This is a genomic window from Rhizobium sp. CC1099 (assembly GCF_029714385.1).
GTDB lineage: Bacteria > Pseudomonadota > Alphaproteobacteria > Rhizobiales > Rhizobiaceae > Rhizobium.
On sequence record NZ_CP121642.1, the window covers coordinates 1,537,238 to 1,558,630 of the forward strand.

The window sequence follows — 21,393 nt, forward strand, 5'->3', positions numbered from 1 at the left end:
ATCCGCTGGCAAACCTCTCAAAATCCCAAAACCAAGGCACCACCGGTCAATCCGGCGCCTGCAGCCGTTAGAAGCACCGCCTCGCCCGAGGCAAACGGCCGTTTCTCCTTGGCAATCGACAGCGACAGGGCAATGGTCGCGGCAGATGAATTGCCGTAGTCGGCAATTGTGCTGACGGTTTTGACGTCCGAAATACCCAGTTTCTCGCCCACGGCGCTGAAGATTCGCGTATTGGCCTGGTGCGGCACGAACCGGCTGACATTCGACGTGACCATGCCCGCGCGCTCGAGCGCCCGCAGCGAAGAAGCCGTCATCATCTCGACAGCACGCGAAAACACCTCACGTCCGTCGCGCATCGTCATGAGAAAGTCCTCGGCCCTCATCCCCGGCGCAAACGGGCGGTTGCTGCCGCCGGCAGCGATCGAGATCAGGTCGTAACCGCTTCCATCGGACGTAAGATCGACGCCGAGGAGACCGGTGCCGGGCTCGACCGATGGCGAAAGCACGACCGCACCAGCTGCGTCGGCAAACAGAACCGAGCTCGCGCGCTCGGCCGGGTTGATCCGCCGGCTTAAGATGTTTGCGGCAACGACGAGTACCGGTCTTGCTTGGCTTCGAACAAAGCCGTCGGCAAGTGTCAGAGCATAAAGAAAGCCCGAGCAGGCGCCTGCAAGATCGATCGCTCCGGAATTTGCAAGACCGAGGCGATGGGCAAGCAGGGGCGCTGACGGCGGCAGCAAATGGTCAGGGGTCGAGGTTGCAAGCAGCGTCAAGGCGATTTCGGCCCGGTCGACGCCGGCATCGCTAAGGGCCATGGCCCCGGCGCGGGCCGCAAGCCCGCTCAAGGTGTCGCCCTCTTGCGCCCAGTGCCTGGCACGAATTCCTGTACGGCGTTCGATCCAGCCGGGTTCCAGCCCAAGCGCCCTCTCAATCTCGCCGTTTTCGACCCGTCGCGCCGGCACGCTGTGCCCGAAGCCCGCCAGCCGCGAAGCCCTCGCCGCGGTCATGCCGACACCCTGAAGTGAAAGGCGGCTTCTTCGATCGCTTCATAGGCGCGATCGAGCTCCTTGGCCGTGATGCAATAGGGCGGCATCAGGTAGATGACGTTGCCGAGCGGCCGGATGAGCAGGTGACGCTCGCGGAAGAAAGCGCGCAGCCTCGGCCCGACCTCTGCCAAGTATCCGCCCGCCACGACATCGAGATCAAGAGCCGCGATCGTTCCGATTTGCCGAACATTGCGGAAACGCACGTCGTTCGAAAAGCGGGTCAGATGCGCCCGATGCACGTCCGCGAGAGCCTTAAGCCGTGCCTGCACCGGCTCATCCCGCCAGACGGAAAGATTGGCAACCGCTGCTGCGCAGGCGATCGGATTGGCTGTGTAGGAACTCGAATGAAAGAAGGTTCTGCGGCGGTCAGTGGAGAGGTGCGCATCGAAGATTTCCGCCGTGCACAACGTTGCCGCCAGCGGTAGAGCACCTCCCGTCAGGCCTTTCGACGTACAGAGGATGTCCGGGGTAATCGCTGCCTGCTCACAGCCAAAAAGCGTTCCGGTGCGCCCCCAACCGGTCATCACTTCATCGGCAATGAGAAGCGTCCCGCAACGCTCGGCAACCTCCTTGAGGCTCGCAAGAAGCCACGGCGCATAGATCTTCATGCCGCCCGCCCCGAGGACGAGCGGCTCGATGAGAAGAGCTGCGACTTCGCCTGACCGGCAGTAGCTTTCGAAGGCATCGAGAGTTTCCTGCTCGCGGCCGGCCTCTGGGAAAGGCAGCCGGTCGACGGCAAAGAGCAGCGGTTCGTAGGCAGCATTGAACACGCCGCGCTCACCGGCCGACATCGTGCCGATCGTATCGCCGTGATAGGCATGTTCCATGACGACGATGCGATTGCGCCGCTCGCCTTTGTTATGGAAAAAACCGAGCGCCATCTTCAGTGCGACCTCGACTGCGGTCGATCCGCTGTCGGAATAAAAGACATGGGCCAGTCCGGGCGGTGCAACGGCGATCAGCCCTTCAGCCAGCTCTTCGGCCGGCGCATGCGTATATTCGGCGAAGATGAGCTGGTCATAGCGTCCAGTGGCGGCGCCAATTGCGCTCATGATGGCAGGGTGCCGATGGCCGTGGGTGATCACCCACCAGGATGAGATCGCGTCAAGAACATGATTGCCGTCCTCATCGATAAGGTAGGCGCCTGCCGTCTCAACAATCGGCTTCATGCGCGGTTCGAGCGCGTGCTGGGTGAAGGGATGCCATACACGAGAATGCGTCATGCCAGGGCTGCCTTGATGCGTCCAATATCGATGTTTTCGGCGAAAGCCTCCTGCAGTGTCTTGGGCGTTGGACCAGACAACCACGGCAGGCGGCCAAGCGACCGAATGCCTCCGATCTCGGCGATGACCCGCTGCGTTTCGGCGTTCTCGTCACCGATGAAAGCAACACCGAGGATCGGCATGGCACGGTGCTTCAGCGCCTCTAGCGACAGCAGCGTATGATTGATCGTTCCAAGCGTGGTCCTCGTGCACAAAATGACAGGGACCTGCCAATGGGCAAAAACATCCGCGAACAACAGCCGGTCCGTAAGCGGCACCAAAAGGCCGCCGGCCCCTTCCACGACCAGAGGGTGGTCGGTTTCAGGAAGGCTCAGTCGCTCGGGCTCGACCGACACGCGATCGAGCCTGGCGGAGAGATGCGGAGATGCTGGTGTCTTCAGCCTGTAAGCCTCCGGGATGATCCGTGCCGGAGAAATGCCGCCCAGCCGTGCGACAGCTTGGCTGTCTGTCTCTTCCTCAAGACCCGCCTGCACCGGCTTCCAGTAATAGCCATCCAGTGCCTGCGTCAGGGCAGCGGCGAACCACGTCTTGCCGATGCCGGTATCCGTCCCGGTGACGACGCAAGCCTGCGTCATGACCGATCCTCCTCCGCCAGGACGGCTGCAAGCTGCTCGAACATGCTGGAAATCATGCTGGAATCCACGTTAAGCGTGATTGCGATTCTCAGCCGCGCTGTCCCCTCCGGCACGGTCGGCGGGCGGATTGCCCTGATGTCGAAGCCTTGGTCGCGCATATGCGCGGCAATTGCGACGGCGCGCGCATTGTCGCCGATCATCACCGGCAGGATCTGGGAACCGCTGCCTTTGGCACCGGTCGCAGCCGCAAGTTCGGAGTTTGCAAAAGCCCGCAGCTTGTCGAGCTCCGCGCGCCGCTGCGGCTCGTCCTCGAGAACGCGCAACGCTTCGCCAACAGCGGCCGCCATCAACGGCGAAGGCGCCGTCGCATAGATGAAACCGCGGGCACGGTTGACGAGGTAGTCGCAAATGACAGCGCTTGCAGAAAGCAGCGCTCCGGCAACACCGAGCGCCTTGCCGCAGGTGTGAAGGACGATGAGGTTGTCTTGCGCTTCCAGACCTGCCGAAAAACCGCGTCCCCCCGGCCCGAAGACACCGGTTGCATGCGCTTCGTCCACGACCAGGAAGGCGTCATGCGCATTCGCAATGCTTGCAAGTTGAGCAAGCGGTGCGCGATCGCCGTCCATGGAATAGAGGCTCTCGACGGCAATCCACGCCCTGCCAGTGCCGCCTGACCGGCGCCATCTCCTGATCGCCTCATCGAAGGCGGCAACATCGTTGTGAGCGACCGACATCGCCCGTGCCTTGCTCGCCGCGATCCCCTCATGCGCGCTTGCATGGATCAGGGCATCGTGGATGATGATGTCCTCGCGCTGCGGAAGGGTCGAAAAGACAGCGACGTTGGCCGCGTAGCCGCTGCCGAAATAGACGACCCTTTCGGTTCCGAAATATGCGGCTGCCTGCTCCTCGAGCGCTTCGTGCTCGGGATGATTGCCCCGCAGCAGCCTCGACCCCCCTGCCCCGACCGCAACGCCGCGCCCGATCGCTTCGGCAATCGCGTTCTTAAGGCGCTCCGATTGAGCAAGCCCCAGATAGTCGTTCGACGTAAAATCGATACCGCTCTGGCCGATCAGCGCCCGGGCGCGGCCCTTCCGTTCAAGGCCGGCCAGTGTCCGCTCGTAGCGGGCAAGGCCCGCAAACCTCATGGGGCCGTCTCCCCGCCGTCCAGTTCCATCGGCTTCAGACCGAGGCGGCGAAACAGTGCGCTGTCATCGTCCTCGCCTGGATTGTCGGCTGTCAAAAGGGTATCGCCGACGAAGATGGAATTGGCACCGGCGAAGAAACAGAGGGCTTGCATCTCATCGCTCATATCGGAGCGTCCCGCCGAAAGCCGCAGGTGCGAGGTCGGCATCAAAATGCGGGCCAGAGCGATCGTTCGCACGAAATCGATCGGATCGACGGGTTCGGCGTCGGCAAGCTTCGAACCCGGGATCGGGATCAGCATGTTGATCGGCACGCTCTCGGGAGGCACGGCCAGATTGGCAAGCGTCACCAGCATCGCGATGCGGTCGGCGGCCGTCTCTCCCATCCCGAGGATGCCGCCCGCACAGACCTTGATGCCGGCGTCACGAACATTCGACAGTGTCTCCAAACGGTCGGCAAATGTCCGCGTGGTTATGATCTCGCCGTAGAAGCGTTCGGAGGTGTCGATATTGTGGTTGTAATAGTCAAGCCCCGCTTGCGCGAGCGCAGCGCTCTGTGCCGGCGTCAGCATGCCGAGCGTCATGCAGGTTTCCATGCCCAGCGCCTTGACGCCCTTAACCATGGCAGCGATCGCATCCATGTCGCGATCCTTCGGGCTGCGCCATGCCGCGCCCATGCAATAGCGGGTCGCGCCGCCCTCCTTTGCCCTGCGCGCTTCAGCAAGGACACGCTCGACCTCCATCAGCTTCGAGGCCTTGAGCCCGGTCGGATAATGGGCTGACTGACTGCAATAGCCGCAGTCCTCGGCGCAGCCGCCGGTCTTGATGGACAGCAGACGGCTCATCTGGACAGCGTTCGGATCAAAGTTTTCGCGATGAACGCCGTGAGCGCGAAAAAGAAGATCGTTGAATGGCAAATTATAGATAATTTCTGCTTCCTCAGCCCGATGCCGAGGGGCGAGAGGCTCCGCAATCTCGTATGCACCATTCAAATCAGCCGTTTCAGCCTGCATCGAACGAGGTCCTCCCTTTTGGATGCGTTGCCATATAGATATCTTCCAGCTTTATCTATAATAATGCAGCGCAACATAAGGCAAGGGCAGAGGTGAATTTTCCGCCAGCGACAGATTGCAGCGATGGGTAAACGGCCTGCTCAGCCGACGATCGCGAAACGCTCGGCGTCGGGAGCAGCGCCGCTTCTTGCCGGCCGCCGGCCGATCCATTGGACATGCCGCTCCAGGACAGTGGCCGCGTGTTCGGTTTCTCCTTCGCGAAGAAAACCGAGGATCGCTCGATGATCGCGGTCCTTGGGTGTCATCCAGCCCGAGTTCCACGTTGAAAAAAGAAACCGCGCGCTCGCAGCGTGCAGATCATCGATTGCCGCCAAGAGGCGCGGCATCCCGCAAGGCGAAAGCACCAGCCGGTGAAAGCGCCTGTTTGCCGCTTCCCAGCCGCGAACATCAACGGCCTGGTCGCCTTCAAGGGTGGCGCGTTCGGCATGATCGAGGATGGACGGCGTCAGGTGGGGAGCAGCATGGCGAAGCGCCAGAACTTCGAGCGCAGCGCGCATGCGCGCTACTTCCTGCACTTCTGCAAGATCGAATGACGCAACGCGGACGCCTCGCCTCGGCTCGCTGATCGCAAGCCCCTGCGCCTCCAGCCGCCGAAGTGCCTCGCGCACTGGTACATGGCTGGAGCCGAATTCCTCGGCGATATGATCCTGCTTGAGTTTGGAGCCGGGTGCGAGCTGTCCTGTCACGATCCGGTCAGCAAGTACGCGGCTTATCCGCGCGGCAATTGTCTCGTCACTGTGATCGGTCATTTTTTATAGATAATTCGCTTCGCCACGACTGTCGAGACGGCAACCGCCTCATGGCCGTGGTCAAGAACTGGTGGCAAGTTGGGCATCGTATAGGCGCCTGTAATGGCCGCGCCGCTTTAGCAACTCGGCATGCGAACCCTCTTCCACGACACGTGAGCCGTCGACGACAACGATCCGGTCCGCGTCGCGTATTGTTGCCAGCCGGTGCGCGATAATCAGCGTCGTCCTGCCTTCGGCAAGCTTGGCCAGCGATTGTTGTATCTGACGTTCGGTCTCCGTGTCGAGCGCCGACGTCGCCTCGTCGAGGATGAGGATCGGCGGGTTCTTCAGGAACATGCGGGCAATTGCCAGGCGCTGTTTTTGGCCACCCGACAATTTGACGCCGCGTTCGCCGATCATCGTATCCAGCCCGTCTGGCAGCGACGCAATCATGCCGTCAAGCTTGGCGCGCATAGCGGCCTCGACAATATCGGCTTCGCCGGCGTCCAGCCTCCCATAGGCGATGTTTTCGCGAATCGTTCCTGCGAACAGAAAGACATCCTGCTGCACGACACCGATCTGACGTCTGAGCGAGGCGAGTTTCATATGGCGGATGTCGATGCCGTCCACTGAGATGGCGCCGTCGCCGACTTCATAAAAACGTGGCAGCAGCGAGCATATCGTCGTCTTTCCCGCGCCAGAGGGGCCGACGAATGCAACCGTCTCGCCTGCCCTGATCGTCAGATTGACATGCTTAAGCGCCGGCTTTCCGCTGCTATAGGCGAAAGACACGTCGCGATAGGCGATTTCGCCCCTCAAATGATCGACTTCGATCGCGTCGGGCGCATCCTCGATATCGGGTTCTGTGTCGATCAGTTCGGTAAACCGCCGGAAACCGGCAATGCCTTTCGGGTAGGTCTCGATCACCGAGTTGATCTTCTCGACGGGCCGGAAGAAGACGCCGACGAGAAGCAGGAAACCAATGAAGCCACCGGCCGTCAGCTCGCCCGCCAGAACGAAATAGCTGCCGGCGATCATCACGATCATCTGCGTCAGCCGCATGCTCATGTAACTCAGCGACGTGCTGGCAGCCATGATGCGGTAGGCTTGGAGTTTCGTCTTCCGGTAGCTTTGATTGTCATTTTCGAAGAGAGCCCGTTCATGGTCCTCGTTGCCGAAGGCCTGCACGACCCTGACGCCGCCGACGCTCTCTTCGATCCGGGCATTGAAATCGCCGACGCGCCCGAAGAGCGCCCGCGAATTCCTCGTCATCCGGGTTCCGTAACGGCTGGTCACCCACGCCGTCAGCGGCACGATGATGGCGGTGATGAGCGCGAGCTGCCAATTGACAGTCAGCATCAAGATGAGTGCGCCTGCAAAAGTCATCACCGCAATGAAAAGATCCTCGGGACCGTGATGGGCCACCTCGCCGATCTCTTCGAGATCCTTCGTTAGACGGCCGACCAGGTGTCCGGTCTTCTGATTGTCGTAATAGCTGAAGGAAAGCTTCTGAAGATGGTCGAAGGCCGCTCGGCGCATGTCGGTCTCGATGTTGATGCCGAGCATGTGGCCCCAATAGGTGACGATCGCCATCAGGCCGGTGTTGATCGCATAAACCACCAGAAGACCGGCAGATGCCAATAAAATGAGCAGCCAGTCCTGGCCGATCAGAAGCCGATCGACGAACAGCTTCACAGCCATCGGAAAGCCGAGCTCGAGCAGGCCGGAGATGATCGCGCAGCTGAAATCCAGCACGAAGAGGCCGCGATAGGGCCTGTAATAGGAAAAGAAGCGGCGGAGCATTTCGACCTTTAAAGGGAGTAAGCTTAAACGGCGGCATTGACGATAAGCGCGCATTGATGCGAAACATGATCCGCATTCTCATATTTTTTGACGAGAGCCAATAGGGCGCTGTGCATGACATTGCATGTTGATAAGAAACCGGCAACTGCCGCTAAGGCGAAAGGTTCCGACGCGGGCACCGCTTCCATGCTCTCTCTTCAAGGCGTCAGCTTCGTCATCGAGGGCCGTACCCTGCTGCACCCGCTGACGCTGGATTTTGAAGCCGGCAAAACGGTCGGGCTGATCGGCCATAACGGTTCCGGAAAATCGACGCTGCTGAAGCTTCTCGCCCGCCAGCAACAGCCTTCTTCCGGCACGATACGCTTCGAAGGCAAGGCGCTTGGCGAATGGCCGGGCCGCGCCTTTGCCCGCCGCCTCGGCTACCTGCCGCAGCAGACGCCGGCAGCGCCGGGGATGCTTGTCGCGCTCGGCCGCTACCACCCCTGGCATGGTGCGCTCGGCCGCTTCGCAGAAGCGGATCGCACCAAGGTTTCCGAGGCGCTTGAACTGACAGGCACCGCCTCATTGGCCCGCAGGCTTGTCGATACGCTGTCGGGCGGAGAACGCCAACGCGTTTGGCTGGCCATGCTTGTAGCCCAAGATGCCGATTGCCTACTGCTTGACGAACCCATCTCGGCACTCGACATCGGCCATCAACTCGAAGTGCTGGCCGCTCACCCAGACACTTTCGCGCGAGAAGGGCCTCAGCGTCATCGCCGTGCTTCACGACGTCAACATGGCGGCGAGATTTTGCGACGAAATCGTCGCGCTGCATTCCGGGCGCTTGATCGCACGGGGGACACCGGCGGAAATCATGAGACCTGCCGAACTCGATAAGATCTACAATGTCCGGATGGATGTGATGCAGCAACGATCCGGTCGGCGTGGCGGTGGCCCAATAATCCCTGGATTGCAAGTTCGAAGGCGGAAACTTCCCGCCTGATAGTTGACGGTTATTGGCAACTTTAATAGGTGTCGGGCACGGAAGCCACGGCCCTGCGCCCCAGCCACCAGCATTTCATTTCGATATCGAATTTTGCCTGGGGAGCAGCGATGTCCTTTCGTTCCGCGCTTGGCCGCACCACTCTTTCTCAGCGCAGGCTTTTTTCTACCAGCGCTTGCGCAGGATCAGGCAGCGACGGTGCCGCAGCCTGTCGTCATCCAAGGGGATGGCGGTGCACACAGCAGCGGCATATTCGAAGAGGAAGGTTACGTTGCCAAAGCCGGGCGCGCTGCCGGCAAGAGCGATAAACCGCTGATCGAAACGCCGCAGTCCGTGTCGGTGATCACGGCGGACCAGATCGACGCGCAAGGTGCCGAAACTCTGAATGCGGCCCTGCGTTACAGCGCAGGCGTCGCCGGCGAGAATAATGGATCGGATACTCGCGGCTATGGGCTGCAAATCCGCGGCTTCAACGTCTCCGACGAAATCTTCTATGTCGATGGCCTGCATTCGAAGGGAACGGAATTCGCCTCCTTCCTGTCGCTGGAGACTTACGGCGCCGAAGCCATCGAGCTTGTGCGCGGTCCGGCTTCCGTACTTTACGGGCAGAACAGCCCCGGTGGCATCATCAATTACTCCAGCAAACGCCCGACTGCCGAAGCGTTCGGCGAAGTGGGCCTCAGCGTCGGCAGCTTCGACCGCTACGAAGCACAATTCGATATTGGTGGTCCGATCACCGAAGACGGCGTATTCAGCTACCGCCTGACGGGTCTTAGCCGCAAGGGCGACACACACGTGGACTTCGTCAACGACGATCGCGTCTACCTCGCACCCTCCGTCAAATGGGCGCCGGACGACGAAACGAGTCTGACGGTCTTTGCAAAATACCAGAAGGACTTCACCGGCTGGGGCATCCAGTTTCTGCCTGCATCCGGAACGGTCCTGCCGAACGCCAATGGCGAAATTCCACGCGACAGGTTTGTCGGCGAACCGGATTTTGACCGCTATGACCTGACGATTGCGACGATCGGCTACGCGTTCGAGCACCAGATCGACGAGACGTGGGCTTTCCGGCAGAACGCGCGCTTTTCCTATCTGAAAAACGTACAGGAAGGCGTTTTTGGCAACGGACTCGACGCCGACGGACGCACACTCATGCGCTATGCCGACGAAGGCCGATCGCAGCTGGCAAGCTTTGCGATCGACAATCAGGCGGAGGCAATGTTCGACACCGGTCCGCTTGCGCATAAGATGCTTTTCGGGCTGGATTATCAGTATACGCATTTCAAAGACTGCGGAACCTATGCCGATGTCGATCCCATAGATGTCTTCAATCCGGTCTACGGCTCGCCGCTGCCAGCACTTGATGTCTACACAGACGCGGAGACGACACAGCATCAGCTCGGCCTTTACGTGAACGACCAGGTCAAGTTCGACAAATTCGTGCTGACGGGCGGCCTCCGTCACGACTGGGCGCGAACGGAAACGCTCGAGCAGTTTGACGGAAGCCGCACGGACAAATCCGATAGTGCCTTTACCGGCCGCCTCGGCCTTGTCTATCTGGCCGATAACGGTCTTGCGCCCTACGCCAGCTATTCGACCTCGTTCATGCCGGTGCTTGACGATCCGAGCTTTGATCCCAAAACCGGGCGGCAATACGAGGTCGGCGTGAAGTATCAGCCGGAAGGCTATAACAGCTTCGTGACGCTTTCGGCCTTTGATCTGACGAAAGACAATGCAGTTCGCTATCAAGGAAGTACTGCGGTGCAGACCGGAGAAATCCGCTCCCGCGGCATCGAACTCGAAGGCGTCGCAAGCCTCGATGAGGGCTGGGATATCAAGCTCGCTTATGCCTATCTCGATACCGAGATCATGGACGATACCGAGGGAACCGGCGGCAACACGCCCTACGGCGTGCCGCGCCATCGCGCGTCGTTGTGGGCAAAGTACACGGTCCAGCGCGGCACGTTGGAGGGTCTCGGCCTAGCGGCAGGCATCCGCTACATCGGATCGACCTATGGCGACGATGCTAATTCCTTCAAGGTTCCGAGCGTCACGCTTGTCGACCTTGCCGCAAATTACCAGTGGAAAGACTACGAGTTCCAGCTGAACGTCAGTAATCTCTTCGACAAGCGCTATGTGGCCTCGTGCTTTTCGCAAACGGCCGGATGCTTTTTCGGCGAGGGCCGCAAGATCGTCGGCTCGGTGAAATACCGTTGGTAATGTTTACCCGGCGGACATTACTCGGCGGGCTTGCCGCATCGGCTTTTGCACCGGCGGCCTTCGCAGCCCCGCCGCGACGCATCGTCTGCCTCGAATGGACATCGGCCGAAATGTTCATGTCGCTCGGCGTGCAGCCATTGGCGGTTGCCGATCTCAAAGGCTATCGGGACTGGGTCGCTGCGCCCGCCCTGCCCTTGTCGACATTTGATCTCGGCGCCCGCGGTGAACCGAACCTCGAAGTGATCAGCGCGCTTCGTCCCGATCTGATCGCAGGCGCCTATGGCTACGGGATCGATGAAACAATGTTTGCGCGCTTTGCGCCGGTTTTCAGCGTTCCGTTCTATGACGGAAAGAGCACGCCGCTTGCTCAGGCGGCAGCCGAAACCGTAAAACTCGGTGCTCTTCTCCGACGGGAGGAGGAAGCGCGGGAGCATGTCAGCCAAGCCATGCGCACGATCGATGATACCAGGGATGCTCTTCGCACCCGCCCGGCCGGTCCGATCGTGATCGTCAGCATGTTCGACGACCGCCACGTGCGGGTCTATGGAAGAGGCAGCCTGTTTCAAGACGTGTTTGACCGCATCGGGCTGGTCAACGCGTGGACCGGAGGGACATCGGACTGGGGATTTTCAACCGTTGGCATCGATGCGCTTACGGCAATCGGGTAATGCCCGTCTGGTTTCGCTCGATCCGATCCCGGCGCATATCCGCATCCGCATTGAGCAGAGTTCGCTCTGGACCAGCCTGCCCTGTGTCAGAGCTGGAAATGTTGTAACGATTCCGCCGGTCTGGCCCTTCGGCGGGTTGGCCGCTGCCGCCCGTTTCGCCAACTTGATCGAAAACGTCGTGCAGGCATGATGGCAATCGATCAGCCGATATCGGCGGAACGCAGCGGCCTTTGGAAACTCATCCTGCTCGTCGCCATTCCCGCGATCACCGCGATGGCCCTGACCGTTGCCGGAGCCGAACGGCTGTTGCCGCCTGCCTCCTGGTGGTCCGCGCTTGTCGATACCGACAATGCGAAATCGCAGGAATTGCTTTTCCGCCATGCCTTCATGCCACGTGTCGCGGTCAGCATCCTCGCCGGCTTGGGCCTCGGGCTCTCCGGCATCCTGATCCAGCATCTGCTTCGCAATCCGCTGGCAGAGCCAGCGACCATCGGCACGAATGCCGGCGCCGGGCTCGCCTTGACCATCGCAACGCTTTACGCCCCCGTCGCGCTCGAAAACGGACGCGGTGTCATCGCGCTTCTGGGCGGTGCGTTGACGACGTTCCTCGTCTTTTTGCTCGCACAGCGCCGGCAATTTTCGCCAGTCGCCGTCATTGTCTCAGGGCTTGTCGTCAGTTTGACCTGCGGCTCGGCGAGCGCCCTGCTCATGGCCATCAATCGCGAGTACACCGAGGAGCTTTTCATCTGGCAGAGCGGATCGTTGATCCAGAACGGCGACGCCGTCATCCGAGCGCTCCTTCCGCAGGTTACTATTTGCAGTGTCCTTACATTCATGTTCCTGCGGCCCTTGCGGCTGCTGGAAGCGGGTGATGAAAGTGCCGGTAGCCTTGGCATGAGGCCGGCAGCCATCAGGCTGATCGGTCTTTCGATCGCAGTAGCAATAGCGCATTCGTCGTTGCGGCAGCCGGCGTCATAAGCTTCATTGCACTCGCAGCCCCGGCCTTCGCGCGCATAGCCGGCGCAAGGACGCTGCTGCAGCGCATGGTCTGGTCACCACTGATTGCCGCCTCGCAGCTTTGGCTGGTCGATCAACTGATCCAGTTCCACTTCAGGGAGGTGGCATTTCCCGCAGGCGCTGCGACAGCATTTCTCGGAGCACCCTTGCTGTTCTTCTTCCTGCTTCGTTTGAAGACCGTGTCCCTGGACAGCCGAGAGGGCACATTCGCTGCCGTCACTCCTCACGGAATGCCGGCTCTTCTTCTGCTTGCCGTGGCACTTGTTGTTGCGACAGGCCTTGCTTTTTTCTTCGGAAAGGGTGCAAACGGCTGGGGCTCCATCGCGGCAGCAGAGATCGGTCAATTGGCCGAATTGCGGTTGCCACGGATCGGCGTGGCGCTTGCAGCGGGAGCCATGTTTGGCGTTTGCGGCACATTGCTTCAGCGGATGACCACAAACAGCATGGCTGCTCCCGAAGTGATCGGTGTCTCAGGTGGGGCAAGCCTCGGCGTACTTGCGCTTTTTGTCGTCACGTCCAGCATCGATCGGCTTTCACTGGCAGTGGCCGCAAGCGTCGGCGCCTTCGCAACACTCGCGCTCGTCATGTTTGTCGCTGGCCGGCAGCGCCTTTCGCCGGAGAAGCTTCTGCTCGCGGGGACATCTGTGACGACGCTTGCCTCGGCGCTCGCAGCTCTCGCTCTTGCAAGCGGCGATCCGAGGACGGACTTCCTGCTCGCCTGGCTCTCGGGATCCACCTACCGGGCAACTCCAACTCAGGCGACAGCAGCAGCCGCTGTCACGATCCTTCTTCTATCCGTCGCGCCTTTGACGATCCGCTGGCTCGCCGTCTTGCCGCTTGGCGAAACCGTGTCGCGCTCGCTGGGCCTCGGTGTCGTTGCCGTTCGCGCCATCCTCCTTTGCCTCATCGCGATCCCGACAGCCGTCGCCACGCTGCTGATCGGACCGCTCAGTTTCGTCGGGCTGATGGCCGCACTTTGCGAGAATGACGGGGTTCCGAAGACCGGCCGGCGAAATATTCGCATCCGCTTTTTACGGTGCACTCATATTGATCGCGGCCGACTGGACGGGAAGAACCATCATTTTTCCGTGGCAGATACCGGCAGGTCTGCTGACAGCTCTCGCCGGCGGCCCGTTTTTTCTGATCGCAATGAGCCGCTCCCGATAGACATCGCCTTCTGCCTTTAGCAGCGAAGCGATCAATCGCCGGTCAATGAGAGCGAACGGACATTCCGGTCTGCGGACTGCAGCAGTTCGAAAGCCCGGTACCTGTTATTGTGCAGAGCCGCAATCGCGCCACCGGTCGGATGGAAAGTTTTGGAGAGACGCGACATCGCCTTCATCGCTTCCGGCAGGGAATGATGATGTCCGCCCGCGACGGCCCCGAGCATTGCCGCACCGAGCAGCACAGGCTCCTCGGTGTCGGCGATCGCCACGGGCAGATTCGTCGTATCGGCCAGAAGCTGGCGCACGAGATTGCTTTGCGCCGCACCACCGCTGGCAACGATCAGGTCAAGCGTAATGCCGTCCTGCGCCAGTTTTTCCAAGAGCTGCTTGAGGCCGTAGCCGATGCCGCAGAGGCCGGCGATGTAGAGGGAAATCAGGTCGGAAATGTTTGTATCAAGTCCGATGCCGGCGACGACTGCCCGCGCGTCGGGGTCAGCATGCGGTGACCGGTTTCCGAGAAACTCCGGCACGACGTGAAGAGACTTGGCAAGCTCGACGGCGCGCCCAAGGTCCGGGCACATCTCGGTGGCTTGCCCGTCAAGCCATGTAACAAGAGACACGCCCGCGGCGGCAGCGTTCGCCTGTGCTTCACCGGACGCGGGATGCATCGTTACAAGATGGTCTATGGCAGCACCTGCCGCTGACTGCCCGCCTTCCGTCAGCCAGAGCCCTGGCACCATGGCCGAGAAGTACGGTCCCCAGACGCCATCGACGAATACCGGGTTGTCGCTTGAGGCCATCGAGCAGGCGGATGTACCGAAGATGTAGGCAAGCCTGTTTCTGACATCCGAATCGCCGCTTGCCTCGGCCCCGCCAAGCGTGCCGACACCGCCCGCATGCGCATCGATCAGCGCAGCTCCGACCGGCGTTGCGACCGCCAATCCGAGATCGGCGGCGGCTTGTTCGGTGAGCCCATTTGCCAGCGCCGTGCCGGGATCGACGATGTCCGTGCCTATCCTGGAAAAGCCTTCGGCTGCCAATTCTTCGAGCCCGATCGCCTCGAAGTACCGTGCATCCCAACGGTTCTCGTGGGCAAGAAAGGTCCATTTGCAGGTGACCGTGCAGACCGACCGGCTGAGCGAGCCTGTTGCGCGCCAGGTCAGATAGTCCGCAAGGTCGAAGAAGTGACCGGCAGCGGCAAAGGAGGCCGGCAGATTGCGCTTCAGCCAGAGAAGCTTCGGCGTTTCCATTTCCGGGGAGATCCGCCCGCCGACATAACGCAGGACCTTATGGTCTCCGACATTGATTTCCGCAGCTTCACCGGCGGCACGGTGATCCATCCAGACGATGATATTGCGGTTGGGGTCGCCGGAGGGACCAACGGCGACCGGGGCGCCGTCGGCCGTCACTGAAACGAGAGAACAGGTGGCATCAAAACCCAGACCGGCAACAGCTGCAGGTGGAATTCCCGCCGCTGCGACAGCTTCCTTGACGCTGTCGCAGACCGCTTTCCATATCTGCTCGCTCGATTGCTCGACGATGCTGCCTGCCTCATACCAGATCGTGATGGGGCGTTTTGCAGCCGCCCGCAGAATGCCGTACTCGTCGAAGACCCCTGCGCGCGCGCTGCCTGTACCCACATCGACGCCGATAAAGAACTGCGCCATGGTCAAAGGTCCGTGCTGTGCGGCAAGATGACGAGGTCGCGGATCGTCACGTTGCGTGGTCGCGTCAGCATGAAGAGCACGGCGTCTGCGACCTCCCTGGCTTCCATCAATCCTCCTGCGGCAATCGTCTCATCGAGTTTTTCCTGCGGCCAGTCGCTGATCAGCGCCGTCACCACGGGGCCGGGTGCGACCGCGCCGACGCGAATGCCATGCTTTATGACCTGGCGCCTCACCGTATGGACGAAGGCCTGCACGGCATGTTTGGACGCAGTATAGATCGGCTCCCACACCACGGGAACCAGGCCGGCGATCGAACTGGTCATGATGATGTCGCCGGTCTTTCTCTCCACCATATGAGGCAAGACCGCCTGAACCGATCGGAAGGCTGCATTGATATTCAAGTTCAGCATTCGGTCCCAGGCATCCGGATCGCCGTCCACGACCTGCCCGCCGATGTAGGAGCCCGCATTGGCGTGAAAGATATCGAGCTTTCCGAACCGCTCCAAAATCTGCGGCATCATCATTGAGACGCTGGCAGGATTGGTCAGATCGGCGGCCAGCGGGAAAGCGTTCGCACCCAGCTCGGAGCATATGCTCCTCAGTGATTCTTCGGCCTTGTCGATGAGAGCGACGCTCGCACCCTCCCGCAATAAAGACTTGGCGCATTCAAGACCGATCCCCGAGGCAGCCCCGGTAATCGCTGCGACCTTTCCAGAAAGTTCCTGTCCCATATCAATCCTTGCTTTCGTAGTTGTATCAGGCGCGGCCGTGCGAGACTCTCGACCGGCGTGCCAGCGAGTCGACGATGACTGCGATGGCAAGAACTGCGCCGGTGATCATGTAGCGAAGGGCCGAAGACAGATCGAGCATCGTCAGACCGCTTGCGATCGACTGGATAACGATGATGCCGAGAAGTGCCGAGTAAGCGCTGCCGCGGCCACCGAAGAGGCTTGTTCCGCCGATGACGGCTGCTGCGATCGCATTCAGGTTGACGTCGCCCGTCCCGGCCTGCTGGCTTGCCGATGCCAGACGCGCCGCCGCAAGCACGCCGCCGAGTGCGGCAAACATGGCGCAGAGAACGAAGGCGCTGGTGTAGATGAGCCGGACATTGATGCCTGCACGGCGTGCCGCCTCGCGATTGCCGCCGACGGCCGCCATCGAGCGGCCCCATTGAGTCCGCGTGAGCGCGTAGTTCATCACGATCGCAAGCGCGACGAAGAGCGCGAACATCCACGGGATGCCGCGATCCTGATTGAGATAAAAGACGACGAATTCGAGAAGGATCGTGATTGCAGCGACACGCACGACGAGAGCACCGATCGAGCGCGACGAGAGATTGGCTTGTCTGCGGCGTTGCGCAGCCCGATAGCCTGAAATCAGCATCACGACGCCCGGCAGCAGCGCAAACAAGTATGCGAGTGGACGCGGAATGACGAGCAGCTGGCCGAAATTCACCAAAGACGAGCCGTAAGGCAGGTTGATCGAGCCTGTTGCGCCAAGCAGATAGAGCTGCATTCCGAGCACCGCCAGCAGGCCGGCAAGCGTCGAAACGAAACTTGGCATTCCAAGGCGATTGAAAAGCAGAGCATAGAGCGAGCCGATCAATCCGCCGACAAGGACGGCGGCAATGATCGCAACCGCCACGGGCCAACCCTGATTGACCCACAGCATGCCGACCATGGCGGAAGCAAAGCCACTGATTGAACCAACGGACAGGTCGATCTCGCCGACCATCAGCACGCAAACGATTCCAAGCGAAATCACCCCGACCGTTGAGGCGTCGAAAAGCAAGTTTGCAAGGTTGTTGCTTGAAAGAAATGTCGGGTTGAGGGTGCCGAAGACTGTCCAGATGATCACCAGGCCGACGACCACGGGAAGCGAGCCGAGATCGCCCGAGCGCACCTTATCGATCGAAGAGCGGATCGTCGCGCCAATGCCCGCATCGTGGCTGACGCGAACATCGCCGCGATCCAGAAGCGTTGCCGTTTGTTTCACATCGCTGGTCATATCTGACCCTCCTGCCTCATATCCTGCTGCGCCTGACGACGGCCGGCGCGGCGCGAGACTGCATTTTCGGTCGCCCCGGTAATGGCGGTGACGAGTTCCTGGTTGGACGCATCGGGATAGAAAACTCCGTTGTTCCGCCCGAGCCTCAAAACGACGATGCGATCGGCTACTGCACGCACGTCCTCCATATTATGGCTGATCATTACGACCCCGAGGCCGCGGTCGCGCACCCGCTCGATCAGGTTCAGCACCTCTGCCGTCTGGGCAACGCCAAGGGCGGCCGTCGGTTCGTCGAGCAGGATGAGTTTCGGCTCCAGAAGCAGGGACCGGGCAATCGCCACCGTCTGTCGCTGTCCACCCGACAGCGATGCGATCGGAATGCGGACACTTGGAATGCGGGCCGAAAGCTCGTTCAACAGCGTCCAGGCACGAACCTCCATCGCGGTCTCGTCAAGCTTTAACGGACTGAGCTCCCGGCCGAGGAAGATGTTGGCAACGACATCAAGGTTCTCGCAAAGCGCAAGGTCCTGAAACACGGTCGCAATCCCCAAGGAGAGCGCCGCACTCGGGTCGGCCAGCGTCACCTTGCTGCCGCGGAAAGTGATCTCGCCCGAACTCGGCTGGTGGACGCCGGCAAGGATCTTCACGAGCGTCGATTTGCCGGCGCCGTTGTCGCCGACGAGCGCCACAACTTCGCCTGCGTGAACGTCAAGATCGATATCGGTGAGCGCCGAGACGGCACCGAAATGTTTCGAGATACCTTTTAGGCTGAGCACCACTTCGCCGGCCGGGGCTGCTTGGTTGGAAGCGTCAGTCATCTGTCGCGAGCCTTTCATCATGAATTTCAGGCCCTTCGACCGCTCGCAAGAGCGGTCGAAGGGCCTTCTGGGAGGATAGATCAGCTGCCGATGCCGAGCTTTTTGCAGCCTTCGGCGTAGCGATCCGTGCAGAGCTGCTCCGGGGTCTGGATCGGTTTGCCATTGACGGTTTTGTCGATGATCTCGGCCTTCAGGTTTTCGGCGGTAACGAGCGCCGGCGTGAAGAGTTGCGTCGGCGTGTCGAAGAGCGTGGTATCGGCCTTCGGGGTTTCGCCCGACAGCAGCTGGATGGCGACATTCGCCGCAGCCGCGGCCACGATCTCGCTTGGCTTGGAGATGGTGTTGTACTGATCGCCCGCGATGATGAGCTGCAGGCCAGCGATCGTCGCATCGTTGCCGGTGACCGGCGGCACAGGATCGATGCCGGCGGCCTTGAGGGCTGCAACGGCAGCACCACCCGTGCCGTCATTGGCGGCCACAACACCGATGATCTTCTTGCCGAAACGGGTGATCTGTCCGCTCGCCCACTGCTGCGCCTTCGGCGGAGCCCATTCCGGCGTATCGAATTCGGCAAGGATGGGATAGCCGCCTTCGGCGAGACCGGCATGAATGCCCTTCTTGATGAGGCCCGCGGCAGCATCCGTCGGCGAGCCGTTGATCTCAAGAAGACCGCCGTCGCTAGCTTGGACGTTCTTTTTCTTCAGATGATCGACCAGCGATTTGGCGATCATCTTGCCGATTTCCTCATTGTTGAAGGAGACGTAATAGTCTGCAGCGGCAGAGGGAATCGGCCGGTCATAGGCAATCACCTTGACGCCCTGGCTTTGCGCCATTTTGACCAGCGATGCGGCAGCCGTGGAATCGACCGGGTCGAGCACGATCGCCTTGGCGCCTTGCGAGATCGCCGAGTTGAACTGCTGCTGCTGGCGCGAAGCGTCGCCGTTTGCGTTCTGGTAAATCACCTTGCAACCGGCGCAGAGCTTTTTCATTTCCGCTTCAAAGCCCGGATAGTCGTGCTCCTCATAGCGTGTGGAGCTCTGGTCGGGCATCAGAAAGGCGACCGTTGCATCGGTTACCTTTGCAGACTGCGCAAAAGCGGACGTGCCGCTGAGAAGACCGACGGCGAGCGCTGCTGCGCCTGCCAATTTCCATGCGAAGTGGGTCATTGGAATTTCTCCGTACCAAATGGTAACTGTTTCAACGAAGTCTCAAGCTCGCTCGAACTCGACACTCTTTGTGCGATCCGGCCGTCCGAGGCGCCTTCTTAACCGGCGCTTCTCAGGCTGGTTTGAGGACAAGCAATCCCGTTCGGGCCACTTGTGTGCCCGTTCGCCTTGCCCTGGTTGTTTGTTTTCTCCTCCCCGGTCCTCCCTTTTTTAAGCGGCCTCCACCGCTCTTGCATTTTGTGCCAGCAATGTTCTGAAACGCGAGGGCGCCATGCCCTTCTGATCCAGAAAACGGCGATTGAAATTCGAGATATTATTGAAGCCGGCCGCAAAGCAGATGTCGGTTATCGACATGGCGGTTTCGCTCATCAGCAGATGGCAGGCGAAGTTGATCCGCAGCCGGTTCACATATTGAACGAGCGCCATGCCGGTATGCCGACGGAAGCTGCGGGAGAACGCACTTGGGCTTTGCCCGGTCAACTCGGCAAGGTCACCTTCGCTGAAAGGTTCGGTCAGATGCGTGTTGATAAAGGCCAGCGCCTGGTTCACCCCGGCTGACATGAAGCCCGAGGGATCCGGATGATAAAGCGCGCTTGCGAGGGTGCGCGTGCCCTGCGCAGAACTCAGCGCGTCGAGCACGTTCATGAAAAGCTCGATGCGGCGAATTCCCTTAGCTTCCACCAGCTCCCCAAGGAGCGGGCCGACGAGCGACGCCGTTTCCGGTGTGAACAGCGCACCCCGACGGCTCATTTCCAAAATGCCGGCACAAGCCGAGAGTTCGGGAAAAATCCGACTGGCATCTGCAAGGAAGGACTCGCTGAATTGAAGCACCCGGCAGCGCAGCGGCAGGCATGTGCCCGGCGGGACGTCGCTCACCCAATTGTGCGGCAGGTTCGGTCCGGTGAGCACAAGGTTGTCGGGCTCGAATTCGCCGATGAAATCGCCGACGAAATACTGTCCCGTCGTCGCGACGACATGGTGGATTTCATATTCGGGATGGAAGTGCCAGCGGACCGTACGGTAGGGATAACCATGCTCCCAGGCCTTGAAGGACTCGCCGCTGCCGATCGCGACCACTTCCAAATCTGGATTCATGGAACCTTCCTCCCTGCGCTTCAGCCGGAATTTCTCCGGCAATGGCGCCTCCTCCCAGAGGTCATCATCTGAAGGGACTTTACGCGCAGGCATCAGCGATCGCTACTACGCCATCGACCTCTCGCTGATACTTTTTTGACAATTCTGTCGGGATTTGTAGGCCGATCGCGCAAGTTCCTGTCTGTCATGTCTCTGATTTAGCGCAGATTGCGTGTCCGATCCTCGAATGAATCCCCAAACACCAGCCTTATCTAAGCCTACGGGCCTGAAGTCGTGCAACTCCGCACAGGAGGACATCCGGGACGCGCGGTTTGCGTTCAAATTGCGAACTACACCCGATTGGCTATCGGCCTCCCCAAACGGACGTAGACGAATTGCCGGCTCACCTTTTTGCGCGACAGGCTTCAAAATAAGCATCCGATACGCGCCCGTGCGCGCTGCAAATGACTGCGGCCCAGGTCGCTGGGAGATACGACGATGGCGGAATCACGACTTTTGTCGGAAGACGCACAGGACACGAACACCAATCAGGGTGCAATTGCCACCGGACATCTCGCACTGGTCCCGACGTGGCTGCCGCTCGATATTGCGGCCAATGCCGGCTACAACGCTGCAGGAAACGGCGGCGACGGCACAAGTGTCGGGACGATCAGCAGCAATACACTCGCTGTCTTCATGCCCTCAAATTCGGCCATCGCCGGTCCACAGACCGACGCAGACGCCCAACAAGGCAACAACGCCCTGATCAATCAGGACTCCACCGAAATGGCTGGTCTTGGCGGGCACTGTGGGAGCGGCAACCTGGCGATCGGCAGCGCTGACAACGCCAATCTTGCCGGCAACGGCGGCAACGGAACCTTTCTCGGCGCCCTCGTCAGCACCGACACCGCAGTGTTCGCCCCAGTAAATACGGCGGTCGCAGCAGGGCCGGGCG

General features: G+C 60.6%; 17 protein-coding genes and 3 pseudogenes. 7 read left to right on the top strand and 13 right to left on the bottom strand.

What is annotated here, in order from left to right; translation table 11 throughout:
- Positions 1-17: 17 nt before the first annotated feature.
- The 7 genes from QA644_RS28515 to QA644_RS28545 all read right to left on the bottom strand — a co-directional run bounded on the left by QA644_RS28515 (position 18) and on the right by QA644_RS28545 (position 7,650).
- On the bottom strand, positions 18-1,007 hold the full coding sequence (locus tag QA644_RS28515) for a beta-ketoacyl-ACP synthase III (protein ID WP_239600465.1): 990 nt from the start codon (positions 1,005-1,007) through the stop codon (positions 18-20).
- On the bottom strand, positions 1,004-2,269 hold the full coding sequence (locus QA644_RS28520; protein ID WP_283072632.1) for an adenosylmethionine--8-amino-7-oxononanoate transaminase: 1,266 nt from the start codon (positions 2,267-2,269) through the stop codon (positions 1,004-1,006). Before QA644_RS28520 ends, QA644_RS28515 begins: the two co-directional genes overlap by 4 nt.
- Positions 2,266-2,904: a dethiobiotin synthase gene (gene bioD / locus QA644_RS28525; protein WP_283072633.1), complete on the bottom strand. Its 639-nt coding sequence runs from the start codon at positions 2,902-2,904 to the stop codon at positions 2,266-2,268. Before bioD ends, QA644_RS28520 begins: the two co-directional genes overlap by 4 nt.
- A complete protein-coding gene (locus QA644_RS28530; protein WP_283072634.1) occupies positions 2,901-4,049 on the bottom strand; it encodes an 8-amino-7-oxononanoate synthase in 1,149 nt (382 codons plus the stop codon). Before QA644_RS28530 ends, bioD begins: the two co-directional genes overlap by 4 nt.
- Positions 4,046-5,038, bottom strand: a complete 993-nt coding sequence (bioB, locus tag QA644_RS28535) for a biotin synthase BioB (RefSeq protein WP_283074041.1) — start codon at positions 5,036-5,038, stop codon at positions 4,046-4,048. Before bioB ends, QA644_RS28530 begins: the two co-directional genes overlap by 4 nt.
- Positions 5,039-5,199: 161 nt before the next feature.
- Positions 5,200-5,868 carry a GntR family transcriptional regulator gene (locus tag QA644_RS28540; protein ID WP_194730960.1) on the bottom strand — a complete coding sequence of 223 codons (669 nt, stop codon included), beginning with the start codon at positions 5,866-5,868 and terminating at the stop codon, positions 5,200-5,202.
- A gap of 60 nt (positions 5,869-5,928) precedes the next feature.
- Positions 5,929-7,650 carry an ABC transporter ATP-binding protein gene (locus QA644_RS28545; RefSeq protein ID WP_194730959.1) on the bottom strand — a complete coding sequence of 574 codons (1,722 nt, stop codon included), beginning with the start codon at positions 7,648-7,650 and terminating at the stop codon, positions 5,929-5,931.
- Between the two features lie 186 nt (positions 7,651-7,836).
- Between QA644_RS28545 and QA644_RS28550 the strand changes: the two are divergent.
- The 6 genes and pseudogenes from QA644_RS28550 to QA644_RS28575 all read left to right on the top strand — a co-directional run bounded on the left by QA644_RS28550 (position 7,837) and on the right by QA644_RS28575 (position 13,707).
- Positions 7,837-8,632 (top strand): annotated as a pseudogene (locus QA644_RS28550) (ATP-binding cassette domain-containing protein).
- A gap of 129 nt (positions 8,633-8,761) precedes the next feature.
- Positions 8,762-10,855, top strand: coding sequence for a TonB-dependent siderophore receptor (locus QA644_RS28555; protein WP_283072635.1), 2,094 nt, complete (start codon positions 8,762-8,764; stop codon positions 10,853-10,855).
- Entirely contained in the window at positions 10,855-11,523 is a 669-nt protein-coding gene (locus QA644_RS28560; RefSeq protein WP_283074042.1) for an ABC transporter substrate-binding protein, read from the top strand. The genes QA644_RS28555 and QA644_RS28560 overlap by 1 nt, the downstream gene beginning before the upstream one ends.
- On the top strand, positions 11,492-11,713 hold the full coding sequence (locus QA644_RS28565) for a hypothetical protein (protein WP_283072636.1): 222 nt from the start codon (positions 11,492-11,494) through the stop codon (positions 11,711-11,713). The genes QA644_RS28560 and QA644_RS28565 overlap by 32 nt, the downstream gene beginning before the upstream one ends.
- The gene (locus tag QA644_RS28570) at positions 11,713-12,501 is read left to right on the top strand and encodes an iron chelate uptake ABC transporter family permease subunit (protein WP_283072637.1); all 789 of its coding nucleotides are present in this window, start codon (positions 11,713-11,715) and stop codon (positions 12,499-12,501) included. The genes QA644_RS28565 and QA644_RS28570 overlap by 1 nt, the downstream gene beginning before the upstream one ends.
- A gap of 5 nt (positions 12,502-12,506) precedes the next feature.
- Positions 12,507-13,707: pseudogene (locus QA644_RS28575) on the top strand (iron chelate uptake ABC transporter family permease subunit).
- A gap of 31 nt (positions 13,708-13,738) precedes the next feature.
- Here the strand turns inward: QA644_RS28575 and QA644_RS28580 are convergent.
- The 6 genes from QA644_RS28580 to QA644_RS28605 all read right to left on the bottom strand — a co-directional run bounded on the left by QA644_RS28580 (position 13,739) and on the right by QA644_RS28605 (position 20,459).
- Positions 13,739-15,373, bottom strand: a complete 1,635-nt coding sequence (locus QA644_RS28580; RefSeq protein WP_283072638.1) for an FGGY-family carbohydrate kinase — start codon at positions 15,371-15,373, stop codon at positions 13,739-13,741.
- A gap of 2 nt (positions 15,374-15,375) precedes the next feature.
- Positions 15,376-16,104 (bottom strand): SDR family oxidoreductase, encoded by a 729-nt coding sequence (locus QA644_RS28585; RefSeq protein WP_239600456.1) that lies wholly within the window; start codon positions 16,102-16,104, stop codon positions 15,376-15,378.
- A 25-nt stretch (positions 16,105-16,129) separates the two neighbouring features.
- Positions 16,130-17,380, bottom strand: a complete 1,251-nt coding sequence (locus tag QA644_RS28590; RefSeq protein ID WP_239600455.1) for a sugar ABC transporter permease — start codon at positions 17,378-17,380, stop codon at positions 16,130-16,132.
- Positions 17,377-18,198 carry an ATP-binding cassette domain-containing protein gene (locus QA644_RS28595; RefSeq protein ID WP_074073100.1) on the bottom strand — a complete coding sequence of 274 codons (822 nt, stop codon included), beginning with the start codon at positions 18,196-18,198 and terminating at the stop codon, positions 17,377-17,379. The genes QA644_RS28590 and QA644_RS28595 overlap by 4 nt, the downstream gene beginning before the upstream one ends.
- An 80-nt stretch (positions 18,199-18,278) precedes the next feature.
- Entirely contained in the window at positions 18,279-19,364 is a 1,086-nt protein-coding gene (locus tag QA644_RS28600) for a sugar ABC transporter substrate-binding protein (protein WP_283072639.1), read from the bottom strand.
- Between the two features lie 210 nt (positions 19,365-19,574).
- On the bottom strand, positions 19,575-20,459 hold the full coding sequence (locus QA644_RS28605; RefSeq protein WP_194730951.1) for an AraC family transcriptional regulator: 885 nt from the start codon (positions 20,457-20,459) through the stop codon (positions 19,575-19,577).
- 477 nt (positions 20,460-20,936) lie between these two features.
- On the opposite strand from QA644_RS28605, the pseudogene QA644_RS28610 reads away from it, so the two are divergent.
- Positions 20,937-21,392, top strand: a pseudogene (locus QA644_RS28610) (hypothetical protein); the annotation flags it as partial.
- Between the last annotated feature and the right edge of the window lies 1 nt (position 21,393).

Bases quoted from the DNA above. Each gene is read 5' to 3' on its own strand.
- QA644_RS28540 (WP_194730960.1), bottom strand. From the start codon at position 5,868: ATGACCGATCACAGTGACGAGACAATTGCCGCGCGGATAAGCCGCGTA.
- QA644_RS28530 (WP_283072634.1), bottom strand. From the start codon at position 4,049: ATGAGGTTTGCGGGCCTTGCCCGCTACGAGCGGACACTGGCCGGCCTT.
- QA644_RS28515 (WP_239600465.1), bottom strand. From the start codon at position 1,007: ATGACCGCGGCGAGGGCTTCGCGGCTGGCGGGCTTCGGGCACAGCGTG.
- QA644_RS28580 (WP_283072638.1), bottom strand. From the start codon at position 15,373: ATGGCGCAGTTCTTTATCGGCGTCGATGTGGGTACAGGCAGCGCGCGC.
- QA644_RS28570 (WP_283072637.1), top strand. From the start codon at position 11,713: ATGGCAATCGATCAGCCGATATCGGCGGAACGCAGCGGCCTTTGGAAA.
- bioD (WP_283072633.1), bottom strand. From the start codon at position 2,904: ATGACGCAGGCTTGCGTCGTCACCGGGACGGATACCGGCATCGGCAAG.
- QA644_RS28605 (WP_194730951.1), bottom strand. From the start codon at position 20,459: ATGAATCCAGATTTGGAAGTGGTCGCGATCGGCAGCGGCGAGTCCTTC.
- QA644_RS28600 (WP_283072639.1), bottom strand. From the start codon at position 19,364: ATGACCCACTTCGCATGGAAATTGGCAGGCGCAGCAGCGCTCGCCGTC.
- QA644_RS28595 (WP_074073100.1), bottom strand. From the start codon at position 18,198: ATGACTGACGCTTCCAACCAAGCAGCCCCGGCCGGCGAAGTGGTGCTC.
- QA644_RS28585 (WP_239600456.1), bottom strand. From the start codon at position 16,104: ATGGGACAGGAACTTTCTGGAAAGGTCGCAGCGATTACCGGGGCTGCC.
- QA644_RS28590 (WP_239600455.1), bottom strand. From the start codon at position 17,380: ATGACCAGCGATGTGAAACAAACGGCAACGCTTCTGGATCGCGGCGAT.
- QA644_RS28560 (WP_283074042.1), top strand. From the start codon at position 10,855: ATGTTTACCCGGCGGACATTACTCGGCGGGCTTGCCGCATCGGCTTTT.
- QA644_RS28520 (WP_283072632.1), bottom strand. From the start codon at position 2,269: ATGACGCATTCTCGTGTATGGCATCCCTTCACCCAGCACGCGCTCGAA.
- QA644_RS28545 (WP_194730959.1), bottom strand. From the start codon at position 7,650: ATGCTCCGCCGCTTCTTTTCCTATTACAGGCCCTATCGCGGCCTCTTC.